27 protein-coding genes, 1 tRNA gene and 3 pseudogenes are annotated in these 23,115 nt (G+C 37.7%); 12 read left to right on the forward strand and 19 right to left on the reverse strand.

The window, feature by feature from the left end; translation table 11 throughout:
• From PVV59_RS09830 to ssb, 8 genes and pseudogenes are all read right to left on the reverse strand, one after another.
• Positions 1-1,484 (reverse strand): annotated as a pseudogene (locus PVV59_RS09830) (phage terminase large subunit family protein); the annotation flags it as partial.
• The gene (locus PVV59_RS01255) at positions 1,474-2,043 is read right to left on the reverse strand and encodes a hypothetical protein (RefSeq protein WP_273754085.1); all 570 of its coding nucleotides are present in this window, start codon (positions 2,041-2,043) and stop codon (positions 1,474-1,476) included. The pseudogene PVV59_RS09830 and the gene PVV59_RS01255, both read right to left, overlap by 11 nt.
• 396 nt (positions 2,044-2,439) lie before the next feature.
• A pseudogene (locus tag PVV59_RS01260) lies at positions 2,440-3,017 on the reverse strand (hypothetical protein).
• Positions 3,014-3,340 carry a hypothetical protein gene (locus tag PVV59_RS01265; protein ID WP_273754087.1) on the reverse strand — a complete coding sequence of 109 codons (327 nt, stop codon included), beginning with the start codon at positions 3,338-3,340 and terminating at the stop codon, positions 3,014-3,016. The pseudogene PVV59_RS01260 and the gene PVV59_RS01265 overlap by 4 nt, the downstream one beginning before the upstream one ends.
• A 362-nt stretch (positions 3,341-3,702) precedes the next feature.
• Positions 3,703-4,035 (reverse strand): type II toxin-antitoxin system PemK/MazF family toxin, encoded by a 333-nt coding sequence (locus tag PVV59_RS01270; RefSeq protein WP_273754088.1) that lies wholly within the window; start codon positions 4,033-4,035, stop codon positions 3,703-3,705.
• Positions 4,035-4,292: an AbrB/MazE/SpoVT family DNA-binding domain-containing protein gene (locus PVV59_RS01275; RefSeq protein WP_273754089.1), complete on the reverse strand. Its 258-nt coding sequence runs from the start codon at positions 4,290-4,292 to the stop codon at positions 4,035-4,037. The genes PVV59_RS01270 and PVV59_RS01275 overlap by 1 nt, the downstream gene beginning before the upstream one ends.
• Before the next feature lie 93 nt (positions 4,293-4,385).
• Positions 4,386-4,934, reverse strand: coding sequence for a hypothetical protein (locus PVV59_RS01280; protein ID WP_273754090.1), 549 nt, complete (start codon positions 4,932-4,934; stop codon positions 4,386-4,388).
• An 11-nt stretch (positions 4,935-4,945) separates the two neighbouring features.
• Positions 4,946-5,392 (reverse strand): single-stranded DNA-binding protein, encoded by a 447-nt coding sequence (gene ssb, locus PVV59_RS01285; protein ID WP_273754091.1) that lies wholly within the window; start codon positions 5,390-5,392, stop codon positions 4,946-4,948.
• 307 nt (positions 5,393-5,699) lie between these two features.
• Here ssb and PVV59_RS01290 point away from each other — a divergent pair, with 307 nt between their 5' ends.
• Positions 5,700-5,891, forward strand: coding sequence for a hypothetical protein (locus tag PVV59_RS01290; protein ID WP_004859817.1), 192 nt, complete (start codon positions 5,700-5,702; stop codon positions 5,889-5,891).
• Between the two features lie 65 nt (positions 5,892-5,956).
• Positions 5,957-6,385 carry a type II toxin-antitoxin system HicB family antitoxin gene (locus PVV59_RS01295; RefSeq protein WP_273754092.1) on the forward strand — a complete coding sequence of 143 codons (429 nt, stop codon included), beginning with the start codon at positions 5,957-5,959 and terminating at the stop codon, positions 6,383-6,385.
• A 43-nt stretch (positions 6,386-6,428) separates the two neighbouring features.
• On the opposite strand, the gene PVV59_RS01300 is transcribed toward PVV59_RS01295, so the two are convergent.
• From PVV59_RS01300 to PVV59_RS01330, 7 genes are all read right to left on the reverse strand, one after another.
• A complete protein-coding gene (locus tag PVV59_RS01300; RefSeq protein ID WP_273754094.1) occupies positions 6,429-6,707 on the reverse strand; it encodes a hypothetical protein in 279 nt (92 codons plus the stop codon).
• Positions 6,704-7,432, reverse strand: a complete 729-nt coding sequence (locus PVV59_RS01305) for an antA/AntB antirepressor family protein (RefSeq protein ID WP_273754095.1) — start codon at positions 7,430-7,432, stop codon at positions 6,704-6,706. The genes PVV59_RS01300 and PVV59_RS01305 overlap by 4 nt, the downstream gene beginning before the upstream one ends.
• Before the next feature lie 270 nt (positions 7,433-7,702).
• Positions 7,703-8,029: a hypothetical protein gene (locus tag PVV59_RS01310; RefSeq protein WP_273754096.1), complete on the reverse strand. Its 327-nt coding sequence runs from the start codon at positions 8,027-8,029 to the stop codon at positions 7,703-7,705.
• 180 nt (positions 8,030-8,209) lie between these two features.
• Entirely contained in the window at positions 8,210-8,596 is a 387-nt protein-coding gene (locus PVV59_RS01315) for a hypothetical protein (protein WP_273754097.1), read from the reverse strand.
• Complete coding sequence (locus PVV59_RS01320) at positions 8,580-9,689, reverse strand: YdaU family protein (RefSeq protein WP_273754099.1); 1,110 nt, start codon at positions 9,687-9,689, stop codon at positions 8,580-8,582. Before PVV59_RS01320 ends, PVV59_RS01315 begins: the two co-directional genes overlap by 17 nt.
• Positions 9,682-10,158, reverse strand: coding sequence for a crossover junction endodeoxyribonuclease RuvC (locus PVV59_RS01325; RefSeq protein WP_273754100.1), 477 nt, complete (start codon positions 10,156-10,158; stop codon positions 9,682-9,684). The genes PVV59_RS01320 and PVV59_RS01325 overlap by 8 nt, the downstream gene beginning before the upstream one ends.
• A gap of 66 nt (positions 10,159-10,224) precedes the next feature.
• Positions 10,225-10,458: a helix-turn-helix transcriptional regulator gene (locus tag PVV59_RS01330; protein WP_273754101.1), complete on the reverse strand. Its 234-nt coding sequence runs from the start codon at positions 10,456-10,458 to the stop codon at positions 10,225-10,227.
• Positions 10,459-10,559: 101 nt separating this feature from the next.
• Here PVV59_RS01330 and PVV59_RS01335 point away from each other — a divergent pair, with 101 nt between their 5' ends.
• The 7 genes and pseudogenes from PVV59_RS01335 (at position 10,560) to PVV59_RS01365 (ending at position 14,840) form a co-directional block, all read left to right on the forward strand.
• Positions 10,560-11,162 carry a S24 family peptidase gene (locus tag PVV59_RS01335; RefSeq protein ID WP_273754102.1) on the forward strand — a complete coding sequence of 201 codons (603 nt, stop codon included), beginning with the start codon at positions 10,560-10,562 and terminating at the stop codon, positions 11,160-11,162.
• Between the two features lie 166 nt (positions 11,163-11,328).
• A complete protein-coding gene (locus PVV59_RS01340; protein ID WP_273754103.1) occupies positions 11,329-11,703 on the forward strand; it encodes a hypothetical protein in 375 nt (124 codons plus the stop codon).
• Between the two features lie 65 nt (positions 11,704-11,768).
• A pseudogene (locus PVV59_RS01345) lies at positions 11,769-12,512 on the forward strand (antA/AntB antirepressor family protein).
• A gap of 12 nt (positions 12,513-12,524) precedes the next feature.
• A complete protein-coding gene (locus PVV59_RS01350) occupies positions 12,525-13,055 on the forward strand; it encodes a hypothetical protein (protein WP_273754104.1) in 531 nt (176 codons plus the stop codon).
• A gap of 122 nt (positions 13,056-13,177) precedes the next feature.
• Positions 13,178-13,939: an ERF family protein gene (locus PVV59_RS01355; protein ID WP_273754106.1), complete on the forward strand. Its 762-nt coding sequence runs from the start codon at positions 13,178-13,180 to the stop codon at positions 13,937-13,939.
• 1 nt (position 13,940) lies between these two features.
• The gene (locus PVV59_RS01360) at positions 13,941-14,564 is read left to right on the forward strand and encodes a lambda exonuclease family protein (RefSeq protein WP_273754108.1); all 624 of its coding nucleotides are present in this window, start codon (positions 13,941-13,943) and stop codon (positions 14,562-14,564) included.
• A 72-nt stretch (positions 14,565-14,636) separates the two neighbouring features.
• A complete protein-coding gene (locus PVV59_RS01365) occupies positions 14,637-14,840 on the forward strand; it encodes an AlpA family transcriptional regulator (RefSeq protein WP_273754110.1) in 204 nt (67 codons plus the stop codon).
• A gap of 102 nt (positions 14,841-14,942) precedes the next feature.
• On the opposite strand, the gene PVV59_RS01370 is transcribed toward PVV59_RS01365, so the two are convergent.
• The 4 genes from PVV59_RS01370 to PVV59_RS01385 form a co-directional block, all read right to left on the reverse strand.
• A tRNA-Thr gene (locus PVV59_RS01370) sits at positions 14,943-15,015 on the reverse strand.
• A 186-nt stretch (positions 15,016-15,201) separates the two neighbouring features.
• Entirely contained in the window at positions 15,202-16,560 is a 1,359-nt protein-coding gene (gene accC / locus PVV59_RS01375) for an acetyl-CoA carboxylase biotin carboxylase subunit (protein ID WP_273754111.1), read from the reverse strand.
• A gap of 14 nt (positions 16,561-16,574) precedes the next feature.
• Positions 16,575-17,075 carry an acetyl-CoA carboxylase biotin carboxyl carrier protein gene (gene accB / locus PVV59_RS01380; protein WP_273754113.1) on the reverse strand — a complete coding sequence of 167 codons (501 nt, stop codon included), beginning with the start codon at positions 17,073-17,075 and terminating at the stop codon, positions 16,575-16,577.
• A gap of 253 nt (positions 17,076-17,328) precedes the next feature.
• Positions 17,329-18,201 carry a DsbA family protein gene (locus PVV59_RS01385; RefSeq protein ID WP_273754114.1) on the reverse strand — a complete coding sequence of 291 codons (873 nt, stop codon included), beginning with the start codon at positions 18,199-18,201 and terminating at the stop codon, positions 17,329-17,331.
• 336 nt (positions 18,202-18,537) lie between these two features.
• Between PVV59_RS01385 and glpD the strand changes: the two genes are divergently transcribed.
• The 3 genes from glpD (at position 18,538) to cobT (ending at position 23,109) form a co-directional block, all read left to right on the forward strand.
• Positions 18,538-20,070: a glycerol-3-phosphate dehydrogenase gene (gene glpD / locus PVV59_RS01390; RefSeq protein ID WP_273754337.1), complete on the forward strand. Its 1,533-nt coding sequence runs from the start codon at positions 18,538-18,540 to the stop codon at positions 20,068-20,070.
• A gap of 682 nt (positions 20,071-20,752) precedes the next feature.
• Entirely contained in the window at positions 20,753-21,736 is a 984-nt protein-coding gene (gene dusA / locus PVV59_RS01395; RefSeq protein ID WP_273754115.1) for a tRNA dihydrouridine(20/20a) synthase DusA, read from the forward strand.
• A 365-nt stretch (positions 21,737-22,101) separates the two neighbouring features.
• Entirely contained in the window at positions 22,102-23,109 is a 1,008-nt protein-coding gene (gene cobT, locus PVV59_RS01400; protein WP_273754116.1) for a nicotinate-nucleotide--dimethylbenzimidazole phosphoribosyltransferase, read from the forward strand.
• Positions 23,110-23,115: the final 6 nt, after the last annotated feature.

Here is a 23,115-nt window from a genome sequence, read left to right on the forward strand (position 1 = left end):
AATCTGCCCCTTATTGTTTCTGCTTGGGCGGCGCGGCCATACCGCACGCCATCCTGCTTGTTCCTTAATGCCCCAGATACGCCGTCCTTCACGGGGGTGCACATAATTATAAACAGCCTGTGTGTGTCCACCACCGGTATCAATACAAGCAGCCGTTATCTTGATGCCGTCTTTGTAACCTAGATGCGGCCAGCGTCTTGCAAGATATTCATCCAATTGGTCCCATACTTCAAAAGAAGAGGGATCACCAGGAATGACGTGATAATCAATATGCCAGCTTTCTTCACTGCGTCCCCATCCCACCACTTCAAGCTCTAACCGGTCATTTTGCACATCAATACCCGCTGTCAACAACACGGCTTGTTCTGGTGCAAGGGGATAATCTTCACGTTTTGCATAAAGGCTGTCTGGATCAACAACTTCGCCTGTTCTGTCTTCCCATGGCTCTCCAAGAACTGTATTAATAAAAACTTGCAAAAGAGAGGGTCTTCTTTGGCTCTTAAAAATTCGCGCGCACAATCGCCCCAAGTCAGCCATGGCGAATAAAGCGCTGAAATATGGTAAGAACGCAGACGAGGCTTACTTGACTCCTGTGTTGCGATCCAGCAAGCACCGTTTTCTTCTGCCATTAAGGTGGACTTACGATGTTCGGCATGTTCATGACCACAATGCGCACAAACAAACACAGCTTTTTCGGGGGCGCCTTTTGGCCACTTGATTTGTGACCAAACAATGGGCTGTAGAACACCACATGCATCACAAGGTACGTTGTAATATCGCTGGTCTCCTAGCACAAAATCCTTGGCGATACGGCTTGTGTCACGGTGTGTCGGCGTGGACAATTTAAAAATTTTACGTTGAATAAAAGCAGAGGTTCGTTTTTCAGCAATTGTTACAGGATCGCCTTCATTATCGACATTCAATGGGTAAGCATCGACTTCATCCAAAACCAAATAGCGAATAGGAGAAGAACGCAATCCAGCAGCACTATTTGCTCCGGTAATCATCAATGTTCCTCCATAAAATTCCTTTGAAAACATTGTATTTCCACTGTCTCGTGCACGAGCAGGAGCAATGCGTTCACTTAAAGCAGGGCTAGCTGAAATCATCGGATCAAGACGAGACTTTGACAGTTTCTTAGCGGTCTCAACTGTCGGCATCACATAAAGGGCAGGTCCTGGACTATGATGAATGGCATAACCACAAAAGTTCAATGCTGCTTCCGACATTCCAATCTGAGCCCCCTTCATCACAACCGTTGTTTCAGTCGGATCATAAACAGAAAGATTATCCATGATCTCTCGTAAATAGGGGGTACGTATAGTCCTCCATAATCCAGGCTCAGCACTTGTAACTGTGCTCAAATAACGATTTTTATCAGCCCACTGGGAAACAGTATAAGGCGGGTCAGGACGGCGTCCTTCATTCGCATAGCAAAAAAAGAGCCCAGCATCAGAGGACGAGGGCGAAGCATCACTTATCATGTTCTGGATTCTCTTCTAAAATGTTGGGATCGTGAAAAGAAACAGGGACGACATTTTCCACTAAAGCTTTGCGCATATGATGATCGATAGCTCCAATAAGGCTCGCAGCATCACATCCCACTTGCGCCGCAATTTCAGTACCAAAGCGATAGGCAAAGTTGAGCATTGTATCTCGATGCGCTCTTCCAAAGTTCCATGCTTCTTTTCTCACTTCTTCTCGATCAACAGTTGTTTCGCGTAACTTTTCCAGGGCAATCTTTTCTTTTGCTAGCGCAACTTGCATTCGCTCCAGTTTAATCTTGTATTCATTGGCTCCATCTGTGGAGGCTTGTTTGATCTTTGTCCGCACCTTTCCATCAGGCGCTAAAAGTGAAGCAGGGCGCTTTGTTGGATTCTCATTCCAGATGCTTGTGGCAAGGACTTCATTGACAGAACCATCTTCAAAAATAGCTGCATCAAATTTACCTGTCTTTATCCGAGAAACAACCGCATTATGTGAAACACCCATCTTCTTCGCAAACGCACGAACCGATAGACCTTTACGCGTTTTCTTATTCATAGTTGCTCCTTGCCTTGATTTTTTTCTCATCTTGAGGAATGGGGCTTTCGGCGTACCAAGAAAGAAAGCTTTACGTCATGAACTGAAAAACGGGCTTCAATGCGATAAGGAGACATTTTACATATCATACTGTACACACTGAAATCATTATTTATCAATGAGTTAAGTGTACAATGTACAGTCAAATTGAAAATTCTGTTGCTAGCGATAGTTCGCGCTAGCCTGCCCCGCAACGAAGCCAACCCGCTGGGAAGTACCTTTTGCATTGATTTTATTGATTTTTTTATGGAAATAACAAAGTGCAAGTGATAATTTGTTTTTAAAATTGTCATAAGAATATGTAATGTATAAACCAATAAGGATATGTAATATAGAGATAAAGTTTGGAAACATGATCTAGCCTCTTTTATTGGTAGCGTATTCTTGACGAGCAAGTTGTCTCTGTATGTTTTTGGTTAGTCTTTCACTGGCATATTGTGCGATAGCATTTGCAATCTCTGGTTTGGACATCACTTTAGCAATTGATGGTCCTTCTTGTTTTGCAATGGGGAATTTATCGCTGTCCACTCTTTGAAACACATTCCCCCCATTTTTAAATCAACGCGCTTTGGAAAATTCCCCCCCTTAATAAAACCATGGGTCAAGATTTCTTTCTTTCCAAACATTGTGTAAGTCACACCGCGTTTTGTCTCTTTTGCCTTAAAAAATTTAAGAGGTATCGGTGTTCCAGAACCGGTGATATCTGTCTCGAGAAACTTTGCTGTAGCCTTTTCTTTAATATAAACACCTTTTTTAACACGCTTTGGTTGGGCTGATGAGAGGTCGGCAACTTGCTTCTCCGTAAAGCGCTCGACTTGCTTTGCTGCGGTGTTAACAGCATTCCGTAAAGCCCAATTAAGGCGTGGTGCTTGAAGATTGGTAAAGGTATCTTTTACCTGTTGAAGATACCACTTTTGATGGATGATTAATTTCAATTTTTAAGCTTTTTAGCAGGAGGTGTTGATGGCTTGGAAACTTTAGGTGTTTTGGTCTGTTGAAGTGAAGTTTCTTCTGTTCCTAGTTCAGAAGATGTTTGTACAACTTCTTTTTCGATTGGCTTAGTCTGTTCAATTACCTTTTCAGATTTTATTGTGGTTCTACTTTCAACAAAGGGTTTTACGGCGTTTGCTCGTTTAAGTCGGGCATAGACTTGATTGGAAATCTCTACAAATGGATTACTTGAAGTTGATGGTTCAAAACGAATAGTGCTTTTGTTATCGCCAACAACACACATTGGTTTGGTGATGATTGCTTTCATCTTGACTCCTTTTGAGGCAATTAATTAATGACATCATTGGTCAATTAATGGCTTTTGATGTATGCAAAATAGATAAGTGAATTTTATCAATAAAAACAGTATGTTAAACCATTTTTAAAGCTTAATATTTTATCAAATTTTAAGGGATATTTTTGAATTTTAGATACAATACAACTAGTACAGTGAAGCTATTAAATAAAAATTTTCACGCATTGTCAATAAAAAAATCACGATATTGTGTATTTTTTTATTTTTTACCTAAATCTGGTGCTCAGAGAAATAAAATGACGCAAAAATTTTCTATTCAAATGAATCTTTTATATAACTTTTCCGTCTCAAGGTAAGATAAAAATTTGAAGAAATTACGTAAGAAATGTTGATAGCTTAGCAAGGACTTCGTTCATAATCATGGGAGGAACTGTTTCCATTTTTTTCCCCAGGCGCGCTCCAATATCAAGAGCACGTGGCTGGTCACAACGTATCACACCTGTTGTATGCAATCCTACTCCCATTAATGAGACAGCAAAACCTGCTGTTCTAGCAAAATTTCCTCCGCTTGTAATAGGTAAGACAATGGGTGTTTTCGTTACACGATTAAACGCTTCCGGTGATACAATCAGTACAGGACGCGTTCCTTTTTGCTCATAGCCCGAAGATGGATCAAGAGATACAAGCCAAATTTCACCTCGCTTCATCACAAGAGCTCTTTACCAACAGGTTGAGTCATAAACCACTCCAAGTCCTCATCTACGAAATCATCTGACGGATTGCATTGAGCTAATAATTCATCAAGAGTATAACTAGGAAATGCCTGTGGTTTCACAATCAATTGTCCATTATCAACAGCCAAACCAACTTGCGTGTTTTCAGTAAGATGGAGAATATCAAGCAAGGCAGGTGGTATAGAAAGCATCACTGACCCTCCAACTTTACGTAATTTTGTTGTATGCATAAAACACCCTCTCTAAAATATTATATAAAAATATAACATTTTATAAGCTATTTCAAGAGTTTCTGATACTTTTATAAAAATACTCGTAAAACCTTACCATTTATTTTGGGGGTCAAAATATTTTAGAAGAGCATTAAGAACGATACGTAATGAAGGTACAAGATATGATAATGTTTGATCTTCTATAATAAGATATTGCAATGCAACATAAAAATTGTACTGTCTGTAAAGGTGTTGTGTTTCTTTTATTACCTCTTGCATATTAAAAAATTGTTTTGTTGCAAATTCGACCCATTTCTCTCTTGCTGCTTCATCAGAGGATGAGGGCATTTTATCATAAATTGCATTAGGTAATCCTTTTGCACATAAATAGTTGTTTCTCACTTCAAGATATTTTTGTGCTGCATCATACTGATCTTGGTTAATCACACCTTGCAGATAAAGCCGTCCGATATAGGTAGCGGAAAGCGGATTTTTTGCTTCTTCTATGGTCAAGCCAAAGCGTTTGGCACGCATTTCTATTGCTAATTTTTCAATGGGATCATGGGGCATTTTTGTCCGTGAGATACGACCATTGGGTTCTCTGATACATCCGTTGATCCGTGGACGACCACGTTTTGCACGTTTTTTTCTTTTTGTCATATTTTTTTCAATCAGAATGGTATGCTGTCATTAAGAGATGCACTATAATCGGAGACACCAGAGGCGATAGCATAATTTTGAGAAGTTACGGGTGAGGGGTGTGCAGATTGCTCTTTCTTTGCATCAAGTAAATGCAATTCCCCTTTATATTGTGATAAGACAATCTCTGTTGTGTAACGGTCAATACCGTTTTTATCTTGCCATTTACGGGTTTGTAATTTGCCTTCTACGTAAATTTTTGAGCCTTTGTGTAAATATTGAAGAGCAATTTTTGCCAAATGCGGATTAAAAACCACAACGGAATGCCATTCTGTTTTCTCTACTTTTTGATTGGTATTTTTATCTGTATAGCTCTCAGACGTCGCCAACCGAAAATTGACAACTTCAGCACCAGAATTCATAGTTTTGCTTTCGGGATCAGCTCCAAGATAGCCAATTAAGATCACTTTATTCATCATGTTTGTAAGTTCCATTTGATTTGCATTTTATACACATAAAATCTTATCATAAGTTAATTATTTTTTCAATTATTTCAGTTAATTAATTACACTTTTTTAAAGTATTAGATTATAATGTTGCTTGATAAATTATTTAAGCAAAAAGCCATGTCTTACAAATGGTATAGCTTTTTCGTTTTGCCTTCAGTTTTTCAATAAGCATCATCTAAATTAGCAAAGTCTGTATCAGACTTTTTTGTACGATTTATTGTTGACTATCGAACCTTTTTGTGCGATATTAGTTTTATTGCAAAGTGGGAGAGGCTAAATGAAACGAGAAGCGCTGCTTAGAGAGTTACGTAAAGAAGCCAGAAAAAGAGGTATTCATTACAGTGAGGCTCCAGATGCCGGCAAAGGATCGCATTATTTGGTAACTTTTGGAGATAAGACGACCGTTATAAAATCTGGTGAATTAACCCCACTCTATGTGAAAATAATCAAAAAACAGTTAGGGGTATGAAGTTTTCTAAATGTTTTTATACCTCTCACAGAAGCACTTTCATAATAGCAAGGAGATTTAAAGATATGGAATATACTTATCAAGCAAAGTTTGAAACTGATCCAGATGGTGGTTTTGTTGTAACCTTTCCAGATGTACCAGAAGCAATAACAGCTGGAGAAAATAGAGCAGAGGCATTAGAGAATGCTGTTGAAGCGTTAGGATTGGCATTACGTAGCTATCCGATGCGTGGTTTGCCTCTCCCTATACCGCAGCAGTATAAAGGTCTTATAGAGGTAACAGTAGATGCGTGGAATGCTCTTAAGCTCGCAGTGGTAGAAGCTTTTAATGAAGCTCATATTACCAAAACAGAATTAGCCAATCGTTTGGGTAAGAAAGAAACTGAAGCAAGACGCATTCTTGATCTAAATTATCCAACGAAACTTCAAACACTAGAGCAGGCACTGACTGTTCTTGGTAAGCAAGTTGTGATTACAATCAAAAACGCTGCTTGAAATATCTTCCCCACCTTAAAGATGGGGAAGGGCATATTTTACTTTAAGCAACCTTTTTAATGGGGTTATCTAAATCTGGCTCGTAAGCGCGCAATAAAGACTCTATAATCGGAGGTGGTCTTAAAGTTCCAAAATGTGTAATCATTGCCAAAATTTTCAGTGCATTTGGGGTTTCGTCTTGAAGCTTAAAAATTAAAGCTTTTTCTATCGCATCCATAGTCTCGATAAGAGTATTAAAAGCCTTATCTTCAATATCATCACGATCAGAAAACTGATACAACGCCATCCATAAATCACATAAAAAATCGATACTGGTATTCATTGCACACCTCCATGGATTTGTTCTCTCAAACATGCCAAACCTCTTGAAGTGATTTTTGTTGAAGGGAGTACCTTTTCTGTGCCATCAGGTCTTTGGATAGTGATAGCAGGGCAATCCATGAAGCCTTTCTTGATCTTGTCTTGATAGGGTAATAAAGGTGCCCCTGGAGCTCGACGATAGACCCAATCATGTTTACGTAGGTAATCGGTCAAATCCTTAGGTCGTACCTCTAACATCTTTGCTGCTTCAATAAGACCGAACAGCCCATCAGAACGTTTTAAGCCCTCCAAAGCTTTTGCTTTTGGAGTCAATTCAGCAATGGTGTTATCCTTCTGCTCTATTTGGCTTTGTAAGTGATTCAAAACACCAAGCAATGCTTCGGGTTTAGAGTAGTCAACTTGTGGTGTTGTTACTTGTTTCAAAAGCCGTTCACATTTGATAAAGTATTGACGTGCTTCATGCCCTTTATCATTACGCTCTATCATCGAAAGATGTTTAGCCACGTCTAACGTAATGTGGTATTCTTTTATTTTTCCACCCCGGTAAAAATTTACCGCAGTTATAAAGTTTATATTTTCCTGAAATTTACATTCTTTAATGCGATTTTTAATCCAATTTCTAAATTCAGACTTTATTTCCAAAAACGCATGCAAATCACGAGCGTTTACCGTTTGAACAGTTTCCTGATTAATAGTTTGTTCCGATATTGGAATAAGAGTGTTCATGTGAACTCCTATTGGTTAGAGGTTTTCTATTGACACTCTATGAAGAGTGCCGGGTGCTAGAAAACACGGCCAATAGTCCGTCGTTATGCTTTCCCTGCGAAGGTATTTTATAGCACAACCACACCCGACAAGATCTTTATATGCTACCACATATAATGAGTCAAAATCTTTAATGTTCAGAAGATTGATTATTTCGGCAATCAATCCGCTATTGGTTTAAGGTGTTTTCTAGGCACCTGATTCGACAATAGACATATTGTTGCCATATTGTCAAGCAGCTTCTGATCGTTTTTTAATCTCTCTGTTAAGCTCATCTATCAACGCTTCATAATTCAATACGCTCTTAGGCAAATGACCACCATAAACCCATGCTTTTACTTGTGCCTTGGTACTGAAATCCGCATTCTTTGGTATGGTGTAATACTGACCGCCATCAAATTTTTCACACTCTCTCCTGCCATCTTCATATTCGTAAAGGTTGTAAAAATACTCTGCTGCTCCATCTCCCCATGGAACATATCCAACAGCTGTTGCCACAAACTTTTTTTGCATGGGCTTTTTACGTTGTGTTAAGAAGAGATGTTGTAAAATCTGCATGTCTTAATCCTTAAATTTGCCAATAGGGTTATTTGACTCAAATTTGACTGTACAGAGCGTTTTATATTACAGATGTGTTTTCATCATAAAATCTTTAAATCGCTTTGTACGGTGCACTTTTGTCGATTTAAACACATACCTAATCGTAAAATGATCAGCACTTTTCACTATTTTGCTGTTTTAAGCCGCTTTAGAATTGCTACTGTCATGACACTCTTCACTAGGCTTGCCTATTCTCATGAATGAAATGCGCTTGCCTCCTAAGGCTAGGTTACGCGTATTTTCAACTGCTGTAAAAACTCTCTCGGCAACACCATAAAGCCTGCTTTCTAAATCACGACAATACTGCGCTAGATCAGCGCATGAGGGCACAAATGTTGTGGACATGCCTTTTGCTTCACCACGTATAAGATTTTTAACAGCTTGCAATAAAGACCAGAGTGAAATGCCGTTAAGAGCTGCGATATAAGCCTTTGCACGCGCTTCTACATTTGAAACTTTTTGCATTGTCAAACCGCCTTCAAGCACATCAAGCGCCTCTGCAATATCTTCAACAGACGCTTTCACGGTAAGTAAGTTTTGAACAGTCTGATAAGCTTCTAAAGCTTGTTTCTCTAGGGTTGCTGTCAATTGAATGCCATTTCTCAAGGTCCATGGAAACTCCAGAGTTACACATCGCTCTATCTGTTGCACGGTATCTTGTAGAGGCGTCACTAAGCTGTGTTGCACCGATAAGATTACGGATTGTCTCTCCGGTACCACCGCGAGTTCTTTGATCTTTTGAAAAGTTTCCATTGTTTCCACCATTGTTGTTCGTGTTTTTCGTTTTTTCTAAATCCTCGATAGCCTTTCGCACCCAGTTACGCCATGTTGCTTGCCAATCGGTTTTGGTTGCATTTGCTCCGGCTTTTGAACGCCAGTAATCTCGAAACTTTGCGATTTCGACTTTGACGCGCTCTGGAGGCAAGCCCTCTGCAATGGCAAAATCGTAATCGGGTTCAAAATCCGCAGGCAATCGACAACCGCGATTAGCTTGCGCTCGTTTTGCTTTTTTGGGAACGTTCTCTTGCTCGTGAATTGGAGGTTGGTTGTCTGATGATGTTGTGATTTGCTCTGATGTGGTCTCAACAGCAGCAACCTCTGTTGGCTCGTCAACCAAATCGTTTGTTTCTAAACTTTCAGAATTAATTTCTTTTTTTGCTAAAACGTTAGTTTTAGTTTTTTTATATATATTCTTATTCTGGTTCTTTATAGCTTGATTTTGCTTAGCGTTTGCTTCAGCAAAATTATTAACATGTTGTTTTGTATTATTTTTTGCTTGTGCACCTTTTTTACCAGCCTCACTACGAACTTGCGATATGTGCTCTTTTTTATCAGCAAAATCGTTTAGCTCTTCTTCAACGCGCGTATTCCACAATCCATTATCTGTCTCAACAAGTTTATCATTCCTCATTAAGTATTCGACAATAGCTGCAAATTTTTTCTGCGAACAATTGCAAGCACGTGCAAGCGTTTCAAAATCTTCTTTAATTGGTGCTTTTTTATCGTACATGCGAACGAGAAGCGTCATATAAGCGCCCCTTTGCTCTAACGTCATTCCATCTGTACCACTTATCCAGTCGTACAAATGGAATCTTATCCATGGCATACCATTAGACATGCGCATCCCCTTCTTTTATTAAATATAAAATTGCTAAAGCATCTGCTTCGTTGTCGTCTTTAGGCGTATGTCCTTTGGAACATATTGCCTTAATCATTTCTTCTTTTGAAGCATTACCCTTCCCTGTTGTCGCTTTCTTAATTGTACCAACTGGAATGCCTTCGTACGGTATCTGATGATGTTCACACCAAGCCGTTAAAGTTGCTAGAAAGCCACCGTAAATATGAGAAGCGTCTGTACCCACATGCCGGCGCACCTCTTCAAAATACACCGCGTCAATTTCATCAACAGATCTCTTTAGTTCAGTAAGCCACCGTTTAAAGCGTAAATAACGCATACCACCGCCTTCAAAACGGCGTGATTGAAAATGTTCTGTATCACTTGTTATGTGACCATCAGCACCGCATATAGCCCAGCCAGTCTTGCTACCTAGATCAAGACAGAGAATGGTTTGTGCATGCGTGATCATAATCCCCCCTTAAGGCTGTTGCGTATTTATCTGCACGCCATGATGACATGCATAGTGATTAAGCTTTTAAAAATTGTGCTGCTGGTGCTCGTTATTATCTGTAGAAGCAATAGTAAAAGCAGGCATAGAACTGTTCTTTAATTGTTGTAGTTTCAGATAACTTTTTAATGATAATCCTTTGCCTTGTTCCCACCGACAAACAGAAGCTTGCTTAACGCCTAAAAGGTCTGCTAATTCCTTTTGTGTTAGAGATAAACACTTTCGGATAGATTTAATCTTTAATTTTTCCTCTGTGCCCATTTGAATTGAATCCATTATCTTTAACCATATACGCAATTGTATACAATTAAATTAAAAAAACAATAGATTTTTTTAAATTTAAAAATCATAAGTGATTAATTATGACAAAAAACATCATTGCTACATTGCAAATATTGCAATCTGAATTTGGTCTCAGCCAACAAGATCTTGCAGAGAGATTAAATGTAACCCAAGCAACCATATCAAGATGGTTGGGGAGTGAGTCAGATCCGAGAGGTTCACATAGAGATGCAATTCTAGAACTATATAAAAGCTTAAAGGGCTATAACCAAATTACTACACTCGTTCCTATTATGGGGTATGTAGGAGCAGGACTAGAGATTGATACAGATGTTGAGAAAATTCCAGAAGATGGGCTTGAAACAGTTGAAATACCATTTGATTTACCTTTTGAAGCATTAGGTTTCATGGTTCGTGGAGATTCCATGTATCCTGTATATAAAGATGGTGATTTAATTGTAGTTAAACATCTGCAAACAAAGCCAGTAAGCGATTATTATGGTGATGAAGTTGTTGTTCTAACAGAAGATAATAAGCGATTTATCAAACAAATTACTCGTTCTCTAGAGGGCATTGTACTTAAATCATGGAATGCAGACCCTATTAAAAATGCTAAGATAAAATGGGTTGGAGAAATAGTTGCAATACTACCACGTAAATCTTATCGTCCACTTATGAAATAAGTCCAGCAAAGCTTTTGATTCTATTATTCTGAAGCTAATATTTATACACAAATGTAAAAAAGTGGAATATTCGTAATTTTTCTCTTGATTTTATTTATACGTTTGCGTATAAGTGTTATATCAATTAACACAAACAATCGCCAAGAGGCGTTAGGGAGGGGAAATTATGGAAAAGCCAATTCTCATAAATTCTAATGAAATTTTATTAGTTACCTACGATGATGATCAAAACATTGGTCGGTCAGGACCGCTTGATGCAAGCCAAATTCTAAGCATTGTTGATGAGGGAGATGATGCCATCCAAATCTTTCGTATAAATCCTTCTGAAAAGAGTTGTGAAGACATTTCTGAACAGATTGCAGAAGCATATGTAAAAGAAAATATCGAACGTCTCGATGAAGATAGTGAGGTTCATTACTTTATACGTGAAAGTGATATCTACAATGAAATTTTAGAAGAGATCGCAGAAGAAAAATATGAAGATGAAATGTACGGTACTTATGAACAACAGCACCGTTTGCGTTCTTGTGATGTGCTTTAAAATTCTGAAGGGCGTTTAAAAAGCGCCCCCTTTCATCCATCAGTCCCATCAACATGAGGTCCGTAATGGAAAAGCTTATTGCTATTCAGCACAACACAATTAAAAACGAAACTGTTCAAACAGTAAATGCACGTGATCTGCATGCTTTTTTAGAAGTAAAAGCCCGCTTTAATGATTGGATTGTTAACCGTATTAAAGAATGTAATTTTCGAGAAAATCAAGACTTTATAAGTTTTACTAAAAATTTAGTAAAACCCCAAGGTGGGCGCACAAGCTTAGAATACTACCTCACATTAGATATGGCTAAGCACCTTTCGATGATAGAGCGTAATGACAAAGGGCATGAAGCCAGAGAGTATTTTATAGAATGTGAACGGCGTGCAAAGCAAGCAGTAACACCACAAATCGATTATTCAAGTCCAAAAGCTATGATTGGATTTTTGAATTATTTGCAAGGTCAAATAGATCAAAAAGACACCATCATTGAAGATTTAACACCAAAAGCCATGGCACTTGAAAGCTTATAACGTCATGATGGCCTTTTTGGTCTTACAGAAGCCGCGAAAATCCTCGAAATGCAACCAAAACAATTCATTCAATTCTTACAGCAAAAAGGTTGGGTTTATAGACGTGCAGCAGGTGGAAATTTACTCCCTTATCAAGACAAAATCCAAAAGCAACTTATGGATTGTCCAACCATCACACTTCAAACCGCCAGTGGAATAGAAAAAGTTATTCCTTGCGCAAAAATCACAGCAAAAGGAATTGGTGTGCTGTCTCAAGAACTTAAAAGACAAAGCATGCATTAAGAGGCTGTCACTATGGAAAAGAAATACGAACTTACTGACGAAACAATCGAAGTTGATGGACACATTACGCTTTACCGCATCCGTGCATTGAAAGACTTTGGAGATGTAAAGGCAGGTGATCTTGGCGGCTTTATAGCAAAAGAAGACAACCTATCGCATCATGGTAATTGCTGGATTGGGGGTTATGCCAAGGTTTATGATGATGCTAAGGTTTACGAAAATGCACAAGTTTACGACAAATCTCGTATCTATGGCAAAGCAGAAGTTTTCGATGAACCATGCATTTACGGTCATGCAGAAGTTTACGGTGATGCATATATTTGCGGTGAACCGCACGTTTTTGATAATGCAGAAGTTTATGGCAATGCACAAGTTTACGAAGAGGCATACATTTACGATAGGGCGCGTGTTTACGGCAATGCGCAAGTTTACGGTGATGCGCATATTTACGGTCATGCAAAAATTTACGGTGAAGCATGTGTATGTTGGGACGACTGGATTGATGGCGATAAAAGAATCTCAACTAGAAAACAAACCAGATGAGAAAATACGAACGACTAATCTTATAGTATCTCTATAAGCCGTTTCTAACCAAACCAACCAACTTTTAACACATGCGTGATTCACGCCACGGGGGAATTGCGCTTTAAATGGAGGAAATCAAGATGAATGAACTAACTACCACACAAACGGAATTAGTGGAAAAAACAAACGCTTGTGAAACCAACTCTACAGCTATGGAGCTTATTTTAGAAAGAGCTTTACAAAGTGATGTAGATCTGGATCGTCTCAAGAGCCTTCTTGAATTGCGAGAAAAGGAGATAGAACGACAAGAGCGCCAGAACTTTGTCCGTGATCTTTCTGCTATGCAAATGGAATATAAAAACATCGAACAAAATGCTCTTAATACACATACTAAAAGTATCTATACAACGCTTGATAAATATATTGATGCAATCAAGGAAACTCTTGCAAAACATCACTTTGCCTTGTTTTCTCAGATCAAAGAACAGAATTCAAATGGCATAACCGTGGAAATGACTTTAAAGCATATATCTGGCAATGAAATATCAACACAAGGAACATTTCCCTTTGACGCTACAGGGAGCAAAAACAGCATACAAGCGGTTGGCTCTACAATTACCTATGCACGCAGATATCTGTTAGGCATGCTTCTTAATGTCGCAAGAAAAGAAGACGATACAGATGGAGCCACAATTCTTGCTGGTATCTCTTCTGAACAGATGAATGAAATCAAAGAATTAATGGAAAAGACACAAGCAAAGGAAAACGATATTCTTGCTTTTATAGGCGTAAAAAATCTCACACAGATGTCTTATAAACAAGCCCAAACCGTTTTGTTTGCTTTGAAAAAAAAGCAACGCTCGCAAATGAATAAAGCACAACAAGAGCAACCGGCGGTGTGAAATGGAACAAAGAACAGCAGAGTGGTTTCAAGCCCGTTTAGGTAAAGTCACCGCTTCAAACATTTATAACATACTTAGCAAAACAGCTAAGGGAACGCCTACAAGCAAATATGAAGAGTACAAAATAAAACTTATGACGGAGCGATTAACAGAGGAAATAAGCCAATCTTATATAACGCCAGCTATGCAATGGGGCATTGAACATGAAGAAGATGCCTTGAGAGAATATGCATTCATTTATGATACAGAGGTCACAAGGTGTGGATTCATCCAACATCCCACAATCCAAATGGCTGGTGCTAGTCCTGATGGGCTTATTGGTGAGGACGGTTTAATTGAGATTAAATGCCTACAATCACCAAACCATCTACGCTTTTTTATAGATGACACTATCAAGCCTGAATATCACGCGCAAATGCAATTCCAAATGGCTTGTACGGGACGTAAATGGTGTCATTTCATGAGCTATAATCCAAACTTTGTAGGTAAATCCACTAATTTGAGAATGAAGATCAAACGCGTCAATCGTGATGAAGAACAAATCGAACAAATCAATCAAGCGGTTGAAATCTTTTTAGGGGAAATAGAACAAGAGATGCAAAAGATTTTGACGAAAGCCGCTTGACATTATGGGGGTGCTTTCTCCTCCCAGCACCCCCACCCATTTACATAACATAAAAAATAGAAAGGTAATGAGATGATATTTGATGATGGTGATAGATATGTAACAACTCGTGAGTGTGCACAGCTTTTTAGTGTATCCACAACAACGATTCGCAATTGGGTGCTTCAGGGGTTGTTTCCGGAGCCATACAAGCTAGGGAGAGCAGTGAGGTGGAGAAAGAAAGAGATCTTAGCCTTTACTCCAGAGAAAAATAAGGAGCAAATAGGAGTAAATTAGATAAAGTTGTATAAACCGTAAAGGGTGGTCTAAAAGGTGGTCTTAAAAAAGACAATTAAAGAGAAAATCTATATATTTCAATATGTTTAAGAAATAAAACGGTGCCCCCAGAGAGACTCGAACTCCCGACCCCCTGATTACAAATCAGGTGCTCTACCAACTGAGCTATAAGGGCATAACCACGTAGGAGTTAGCACAAACTTACAAAAAGGAAAACAGAAAATTATCAATTTTTGTACATATTAAAAGAAAATTATATAACAAATAAAAAATAATCAGCTTATTTCTTTTTTAACGATGTTTACAGTAGCGTCGAAATATCCTTACTTATAGAATCTGATGATAGTCTATCGTTCTTGAATCAAAAGTCTGAAGAAGTCTGTTGCTGAGAAAGGTATTTTTCTAGCCAGTGAATATTATAATTACCGTTTGCAACATCTTGATTGTTAATGAGCTCACGAAAGAGAGGAAGTGTCGTTTTAATCCCATCCACGACAAACTCATCTAAAGCACGTCGTAAACGCATCATACATTCTAAACGGGTACGTCCATGAACAATCAGCTTTCCAATCATGCTATCATAATAAGGAGGAATTCGATAACCTGAATAAGCACCTGAATCAACACGAATTCCTAAACCTCCAGGGGTATGAAAATGTGTAATGGTTCCCGGTGACGGGGTAAAGGTAAGAGGATCTTCTGCATTAATACGGCATTCAATGGCGTGACCGAAGAAACAAACATCATCTTGTGTCACTGAAAGCTTGCAGCCTGATGCAATATGAATTTGTTCATGAACTAAATCTATACCTGTAATTTCTTCAGTTACAGGATGTTCGACTTGTAAACGCGTATTCATTTCAATGAAATAGAACTCACCATTTTCATAAAGAAATTCGACAGTACCAGCTCCACGGTATCCGAGTTGAGCACAGGCATTTGCAACAATACTACCAATTTTTTTTCTTTCAGTTTCATTAAGAGCAGGTGATGTAGCTTCTTCCCATACTTTTTGATGTCGTCGTTGAAGTGAACAATCACGTTCTCCTAAATGAATAGCATTTCCCGCACCATCACCTATAACTTGTATTTCAATATGACGAGGCTTTTCTAAATATTTCTCTATATAAACAGCGTCATCACCAAAGGCTGCTTTTGCTTCTGAACGCGTTGTTTTAAGAGCTATCGAAAATTCTTGTTCAGAATGAACGACTTTCATACCACGTCCACCACCACCGGCAGACGCTTTGATAATAACGGGATAACCAATTTCACGAGCAGTGCGTAAAGCATCTTCTTCTTCTGTGACAGCTCCATCTGAACCAGGAACGACAGGAATACCAAGTTTTTTGGCAGTTTTTTTGGCCTCAATTTTATCGCCCATGATTCGAATATGAGCAGCCGTTGGGCCGATGAATGTAATATCATGGGCTTCTAAAACATCTGCAAATTTTGCATTTTCAGAAAGAAAACCATAACCCGGATGAACGGCATCAGCTCCTGTAATTTCACAAGCAGCTATAATTTGCTGAATACTCAAATAAGAATCTCGAGCAGGAGGAGGGCCAATACAGACACTTTCGTCTGCAAGACGAACATGCATTGCATCTGCATCAGCAGTAGAGTGAACAGCTACAGTTTTTATACCAAGTTCTTTACATGCACGCAAAACGCGAAGAGCAATTTCTCCCCGATTAGCAATGAGGATTTTTCGAATCATAGCTACCCCTCGCTTTATTCAACAATAATAAGTGGTTCACCAAACTCAACAGGTTGGCCATCTTCGACAAGAATAGTGGTTACTTTGCCTGAGCGTGGTGATGAAATTTGGTTCATTGTTTTCATCGCTTCAATGATTAGTAACGTCTCTCCTTCAGAAACATTTTGCCCTACTTCTACAAATGGTTGAGCACCTGGAGAAGGGGCAAGATAAGCTGTGCCAACCATTGGAGAGGTTATGGTATTTTTTGATTTATCTTCTTGGAGAGGCTGTATGGGAGATTCGGTTGTTGGGACTTGAGAAGATGTTGCAGAAAAGCTAGGAGTGGCAACAGGGGAATAAATTACTTGTTCGGAAGAAGTTGAGTTATTTTGGCGTGAAACACAAATACGAAGTTCTCCTTGTTCAACTTCAATATTTGTTAAATTCGTATCATTCAAAATTTCAGCAAGATCGCGAATAATTTTTGTATCAATTGCGGTATATTTTTCCGAATCTATTTTTTTTGTTGCCATTTTAATTCTAACTCCTTGATCAATAAAGATCGCCATTATCTCATTTTATGACTGAACATCTCTAGATTAGGGATGATATCTTTTGAGGCTTTAAAGATTTTTATTTCCTTTAAGTCATTATACTTTGCAATTTTAAACTCGTCTCTGCTGTATGCAAAATTGCATTTATAAGCCTGTTATCAAAAAAGAGAAAGCATAAAATCACTTCATTTATAGTATTCTTCCTAAAATGGATCAGGTATAAAAAAGCTATTCACTGTATATTGTCTATCGCTTGCTTTAGCATATCCTGGCTGGCTGCACCGATGAGTATTTTATTACCGATAATGTAAGAAGGCGTTCCTGTAATATGAAGTGCAGAGGTAATTTGAATATTTTCTTTAAAGGTGTTTTGCAGATTAGGATCTTTTATTGCATTACGGAGTTTTTTTTCATCTGCTCCTAATGAAACAGCTATTTTTATAGCTTTAGCTTCATTTACACGCCCCTGATGTATTAAAAGCGTTTTGTGAAACTGTGGATATTTTTCTGGAAATTGTTTTCGAAATGCATAGGCAACAGTATGGACGGCTATAGAATCAGGTCCTAAAATTGGCAAATCCTTGATAATGACTCGTAAATCTGGGTATTCTTTTATCAAGTTTTCTATATTCGAATAGGAATTTTTACAATGTTGACAGTTGTAATCAAAAAAATCAACAAGTACTTTTTTGCCATTTGGATTGCCTAAAACAGCGTCATGAGGAGAGTGGAAAATCTCCTTTTTTAACGAATGGATGACAGAGGTTTGTCTTTCGCTTTCGTATTCATTCTGCTTTTCTAGCTTGTCTTGAAGGATAAGCTGCATTTCAATCATAATTTCTGGATGATTAAGAAGATACTCTCTCACAATTTGTTGAATTTGATGAGAATCAATATGGGAGGTAACTTTTTCCTTAAGCTTAGATAAAAAGTTAGAATCTTCCAGAAGTTGTATTTTAAGATTTTCTAAGTTTAAATGATTTTCTGTTTTGGGGTGTGATGTTGCATTTGATAAAGAAGGGAAAAAAAATAAAATACTTAATATAACAGAGGTTAAAATTTTTGAAACAAGTGTTACTTTTGGATTTTGAAGTTGATGAGTCATCTGTATCCCTTCATATTTTCTATCGTGTTATTTAAGTGAACTATATGAAAAGCGTTATCTCTGTGCAATAAAGCATTAGCTATAGTTGTTATTCACAAATGAGCAAAAACGTCAATTTTTCTCTAAAAAACTTTATATGATGCACATTTTTAAAGATTATGTTTTTTCGAAGATAAAAAAAATCTCTTTAATTTGTCAAATGTTGTTTTGATAAAAGGGTATCAAAAAGCTTTTTATGCGTATTTATTGTGGAAAAAAGCAGATTGATAATACAATGAAACGCACTTGTATTGATTTTTTAATGTTACTTTATTGAGTAGTGTGAAACAAAATTAAATCATGAAAAGTAAAATTATGAAAACCATAACGCATTATGAGCTGTTTATCATTGGAGGAGGGATAAACGGGTGTGGATTGGCAAGAGATGCAGCTGGACGCGGTTTTAAAGTAGGATTAGCTGAAATGAATGATCTTGCATCGGGGACATCGAGTGCATCAACAAAGCTTATTCATGGGGGGCTTCGTTATCTTGAACACTATGAGTTCAAACTTGTTCGTGAAGCGTTAAAAGAACGGGAGATCATTTTACGTATGGCTCCACATATCGTGCGTCCTTTGCGTTTTCTTCTTCCTTATCATAAAGAGTTGCGTCCTGCTTGGATGTTGCGTTTTGGACTTTTTATTTATGATTATTTAGGGAAATGGAATCAGAAATTGTGGCGCAGTAAAACGATTAATTTTTCAAAAAAGTTTTGCTCTATACTGAAGAAAGAATATCAGAGAGGTTTTGAATATTCTGATGCCAGAGTCGATGATGCCCGTTTAGTCATTGCCAACGCGCGTGATGCAGAAAAATGCGGAGCAGATATAAAAGTACGGACAGAAGTTCTCTCTTTAAAAAAAGAAGAGAAAAAATGGCGTATCATTCTACAAGATAAGTTAAGTGGCAAAAAATACAGTGTCACAGCCTCTTATGTCGCAAATATGACAGGTCCGTGGATTGATCATGTTTTGACTAGCATATTAAACTGTAAAGAACATCCACCTGTACGGCTTGTTAGAGGTTCTCATATTTTGGTTCCAAAGCTTTATACGCATGATCGTGCTTATATTTTTCAAAACGGTGATGGACGTATTATATTTACTATTCCCTATCAAGAAGATTTTACTTTGCTTGGAACTACAGATTGTGATTATCAGGGAAATCCAGCCAATGTTCATATTACAGATGCAGAGATTAGTTATATTTGTGCAGCAGCCAGTGAATATTTCATACAACCAGTGTCGCCTAAAACGATTGTTTGGTCTTACTCTGGAGTTCGTCCACTCTATGATGATGGGGCTTCAAAAATGCAAGAAATTACGCGCGATTATGTTTTGAAAGAAATAGGAACAGGAAGTACACCAAAAATTCTCAATCTTTATGGTGGAAAAATTACAACTTATCGTAAATTAGCTGAAGATGCGATGAAATTTGTTGAAAAAGCGCTTGGTAAAAAGGGGGCATCATGGACGGCTAATGCAGTTCTTCCCGGCGGTGATTTTCCTTATAACCAATTAGATACAATCGAAAATAGGATTGCTTTTTTGACGCCAGATTTAGATGCTTTTACACATCGCAGACTTGCACGCTCCTATGGTACAGAAGCATTGGTGATATTTGCTGATGGTAAGGCGAATAGAGGAAAAAATTTTGGACATGGACTTTATGAAATAGAAGTAAAATGGTTAATGGAAAAGGAATGGGCAAAAACATCTGAAGATGTGTTATGGCGTCGTTCAAAACTTGGCCTTTTCTTTAATGAGCAAGAGGTTGAGATTCTTTCTTCCTATATGCAAAGCCAAAAAGAAATTGAAAAACATTTATAGTCGTTTAACTTTAGCAGGTTTTATCTGCAATATTGTAAAATATTTTTCTTCAGAAGATCTTAATACAATCCATAAACATTGAAAAATGCTGTTTGTCTATATTCTTAATTTAGTTTTTTGTAACAGCCATAAAATGGCAAAATTGGATGGAATATTTAGAATGAAATTTGTTTATCCTATGACGGAAAATTTAATAAATACCACCAAGAAAAACGCATTGAGAGAAAATAATTTATAATCGGATTTGTATGGAAGAAGAAATTTTTGTTTTTTATTGGAGAAAAAATAAAAGCACTTTCTATTGCGTTTGTTTTACAACGAATTGAAAAAGGCTAAAGAAAAATAAGCCTATCGTGGAAAATTGTGGAATGTTTTAGTTTATTATTTTAAACTCTCTGGTAAAATCCGTAAGGATGAGAAGTTAATGACATAAAAAACTTTAAAATGAGTTTTTTGTACATTACAGGTGAAGATCTTCTTTTTTCATGTTTATATACTTTAGCGTTACTCTATAAAAATTGTGGTTTAATATGCTTGATTATCGTCAACCTTTATATCAATTGAATAAAGGCGCTGTTGGTATATTCATAATGGTTTCAGAGAATAAAGCTTTCTGTAAACTAAAAGGTAAGTATTTTCCTCTGTATAAAGAGAGATACTGGGATATAAGAGCAGTGCCCTCATGATATTTTACAATGTTCCATCGCCTGTAAAATTTGCAGTAGCACCAATGTTGGACTGGACAGACCGACATTGCAGATTTTTTTATCGTCTTTTAACAAAAAAAGCACTCCTTTATACGGAAATGGTGGTAGCAGATGCCGTCATTCATGGTGTTCGCAAACAATTGTTGGCTTTTAACCATAAGGAATGTCCAGTTGCATTACAATTAGGGGGAGAGGATCCGAAAAAATTAGCAGAGGCTGCACGGATTGCTGAAAATTTTGGTTATAATGAAATAAACCTCAATGTTGGTTGTCCATCAAATCGTGTTCAAGCAGGTGTATTTGGAGCTTGTTTGATGTTATATCCTGATACTGTGGCAAATGCTGTGGAAGCCATGAAAAAAGCAGTTACGATACCTGTAACGGTCAAATGTCGTCTTGGGGTTGACGAGCAGAATGAAGAATTAGCTTTAGATCTTTTAGCAGAGAAAGTTTGGAATGCAGGATGTGATGCCCTTTGGGTTCATGCGCGTAAAGCGTGGCTAAAAGGATTAAGTCCAAAAGAAAATCGCAATATTCCACCCCTTAATTATGAAAGAGTTTATAAATTAAAACGTAAATATCCTCATAAATTCATTGGGATAAATGGTGGAATTAAATCAATTGATGAGATAAAAGAACACTTGATTTTTTGTGATTCTGCCATGGTTGGGCGCCAAGTTTATCATGATCCAACTTTGTTAAAGCATATTGATTTTGAACTCTATGGTGAGTCGCAGAATAATTTGAGTGAGAGTGATCTTATTGAAATCATGTGTGATTATGCGGCTCAACATATTGTATCGGGAGGGCGTCTTTCTCATGTGACGCGTCATATGATTGGTTTATTTCATGGGCGGGGAGGGGCTCGTCGATGGAGACAAATATTATCTAATGAGGCGACAAAACCAAATGCAGATATCTATATTTTGAAAGAAGCTTTTTCTGCACTCATGGGATAAAAGCAAGACATTAACATGTGTAAAGTTCAGATCCTTTGTATTTTGATCATTTGGATTTTATAGTTTGGGGAAATTTATAACTTTTATTATGAATAAGGATATTAAAGTTTATATATTAAACGGCATGTTGATGACATCTATTAGACAGAAAAATAGGTTAAAGATATCCTGTAAAGCTCGTCATAACGTCTTGATGCTATTTTGAATCTTGCATGTTTCTTATTGGGGTAGAAAATGGAATATAGAAGTCTTCGCTATAATATTTAATATTTTAAAAACACTATTTAAAAAAGCAATAAATTATTCATACCCTATCTATATGACGTGATTTTCATTAAACATTGTAGATTTTAAAAGGTATTCTCATGACAGCTCGTCCATTTGATGATTTTCGTACTTTACTTACAAATTTACCTGTTGCTGATGAGTTTTCGATAATTTTAGCTAAAAAACGGCAAGAAAACTTAACAAAAGCGCGAGGATCATTAGGAAAACTAGGAGATATTGCTGTTTGGTATGCGGGGTGGAGAGGCACAGAAAAACCTATCGTAACGCGGCCTTTGGTCGCTATTTTTTCTGGAAACCATGGTATCGTAGAAGAGAATGTTACGCCATATCCACAATCGATGACACAAAAGATGGTTCAAAATTTTGCATCTGGTGGTGCTGCTATCAACCAAATTTGTATAGCTTATGATCTTGGATTAAAAATTTTTGATTTAGCACTGAAATATCCAACAATAAATATTACAAAGGATGCCGCAATGGATGAGCGGAGTGCGGCTGCTACAATGGCATTTGGCATGGAATCCATTGCTGGTGGGACAGATCTTTTATGTATCGGTGAAATGGGGATTGGAAATACAACAATAGCTTCAGCTTTATGCTTTGCATTATTTGGGGGAGAAGTTGAAGAGTGGACAGGAAGTGGTATGGGATCGGAAGATGATTTTTATCAGCGTAAAATAGCAGCGATTAAGACAGCTGTCGCTTTGCATAAAGAACATTTCAACGATCCTTTTGAGATAATGCGTCGCTTGGGAGGGCGTGAAATTGCTGCTATGGTTGGTGCTATTTTAGCAGCAAGAATGGAAAAAATACCCGTTATTTTAGATGGTTTTGTGGCAACAGCTGCTGCTGCTATCCTTTATAAAATGCATCCAAGAGCTCTTGAACATACCCTTGTTGGACATGTTTCTTCTGAGGAAGCTCATCGTAAACTTTTAAAAAAAATTGGCAAAGAGCCACTTCTGGATTTGGGAATGTGCCTTGGTGAGGGGGCCGGAGCCGCTATGGCTGCTGGTATCGTCAAAGCTGCTGTTTTAACACATGCGCAAATGGCGGTTTTGGAGCAAGAAAGTTTGAATACTTAAAAAAAT

This window comes from Bartonella sp. MM73XJBT.G, assembly GCF_028618435.1.
Lineage (GTDB): Bacteria > Pseudomonadota > Alphaproteobacteria > Rhizobiales > Rhizobiaceae > Bartonella.

Coding starts and splice junctions, on each gene's coding strand:
- PVV59_RS01275 (WP_273754089.1), bottom strand. CDS start 4,292: ATGCATACAACAAAATTACGTAAAGTTGGAGGGTCAGTGATGCTTTCT.
- PVV59_RS01360 (WP_273754108.1), top strand. CDS start 13,941: ATGGAACAAAGAACAGCAGAGTGGTTTCAAGCCCGTTTAGGTAAAGTC.
- PVV59_RS01280 (WP_273754090.1), bottom strand. CDS start 4,934: ATGACAAAAAGAAAAAAACGTGCAAAACGTGGTCGTCCACGGATCAAC.
- PVV59_RS01325 (WP_273754100.1), bottom strand. CDS start 10,158: ATGATCACGCATGCACAAACCATTCTCTGTCTTGATCTAGGTAGCAAG.
- PVV59_RS01310 (WP_273754096.1), bottom strand. CDS start 8,029: ATGCAGATTTTACAACATCTCTTCTTAACACAACGTAAAAAGCCCATG.
- cobT (WP_273754116.1), top strand. CDS start 22,102: ATGACAGCTCGTCCATTTGATGATTTTCGTACTTTACTTACAAATTTA.
- PVV59_RS01335 (WP_273754102.1), top strand. CDS start 10,560: ATGACAAAAAACATCATTGCTACATTGCAAATATTGCAATCTGAATTT.
- PVV59_RS01290 (WP_004859817.1), top strand. CDS start 5,700: ATGAAACGAGAAGCGCTGCTTAGAGAGTTACGTAAAGAAGCCAGAAAA.
- PVV59_RS01330 (WP_273754101.1), bottom strand. CDS start 10,458: ATGGGCACAGAGGAAAAATTAAAGATTAAATCTATCCGAAAGTGTTTA.
- PVV59_RS01340 (WP_273754103.1), top strand. CDS start 11,329: ATGGAAAAGCCAATTCTCATAAATTCTAATGAAATTTTATTAGTTACC.
- PVV59_RS01295 (WP_273754092.1), top strand. CDS start 5,957: ATGGAATATACTTATCAAGCAAAGTTTGAAACTGATCCAGATGGTGGT.
- PVV59_RS01265 (WP_273754087.1), bottom strand. CDS start 3,340: ATGAAAGCAATCATCACCAAACCAATGTGTGTTGTTGGCGATAACAAA.
- PVV59_RS01255 (WP_273754085.1), bottom strand. CDS start 2,043: ATGAATAAGAAAACGCGTAAAGGTCTATCGGTTCGTGCGTTTGCGAAG.
- PVV59_RS01350 (WP_273754104.1), top strand. CDS start 12,525: ATGGAAAAGAAATACGAACTTACTGACGAAACAATCGAAGTTGATGGA.
- accB (WP_273754113.1), bottom strand. CDS start 17,075: ATGGCAACAAAAAAAATAGATTCGGAAAAATATACCGCAATTGATACA.
- ssb (WP_273754091.1), bottom strand. CDS start 5,392: ATGATGAATAAAGTGATCTTAATTGGCTATCTTGGAGCTGATCCCGAA.
- PVV59_RS01300 (WP_273754094.1), bottom strand. CDS start 6,707: ATGAATACCAGTATCGATTTTTTATGTGATTTATGGATGGCGTTGTAT.
- accC (WP_273754111.1), bottom strand. CDS start 16,560: ATGATTCGAAAAATCCTCATTGCTAATCGGGGAGAAATTGCTCTTCGC.
- PVV59_RS01305 (WP_273754095.1), bottom strand. CDS start 7,432: ATGAACACTCTTATTCCAATATCGGAACAAACTATTAATCAGGAAACT.
- dusA (WP_273754115.1), top strand. CDS start 20,753: ATGATATTTTACAATGTTCCATCGCCTGTAAAATTTGCAGTAGCACCA.
- PVV59_RS01385 (WP_273754114.1), bottom strand. CDS start 18,201: ATGACTCATCAACTTCAAAATCCAAAAGTAACACTTGTTTCAAAAATT.
- PVV59_RS01365 (WP_273754110.1), top strand. CDS start 14,637: ATGATATTTGATGATGGTGATAGATATGTAACAACTCGTGAGTGTGCA.
- PVV59_RS01355 (WP_273754106.1), top strand. CDS start 13,178: ATGAATGAACTAACTACCACACAAACGGAATTAGTGGAAAAAACAAAC.
- PVV59_RS01270 (WP_273754088.1), bottom strand. CDS start 4,035: ATGAAGCGAGGTGAAATTTGGCTTGTATCTCTTGATCCATCTTCGGGC.
- PVV59_RS01320 (WP_273754099.1), bottom strand. CDS start 9,689: ATGTCTAATGGTATGCCATGGATAAGATTCCATTTGTACGACTGGATA.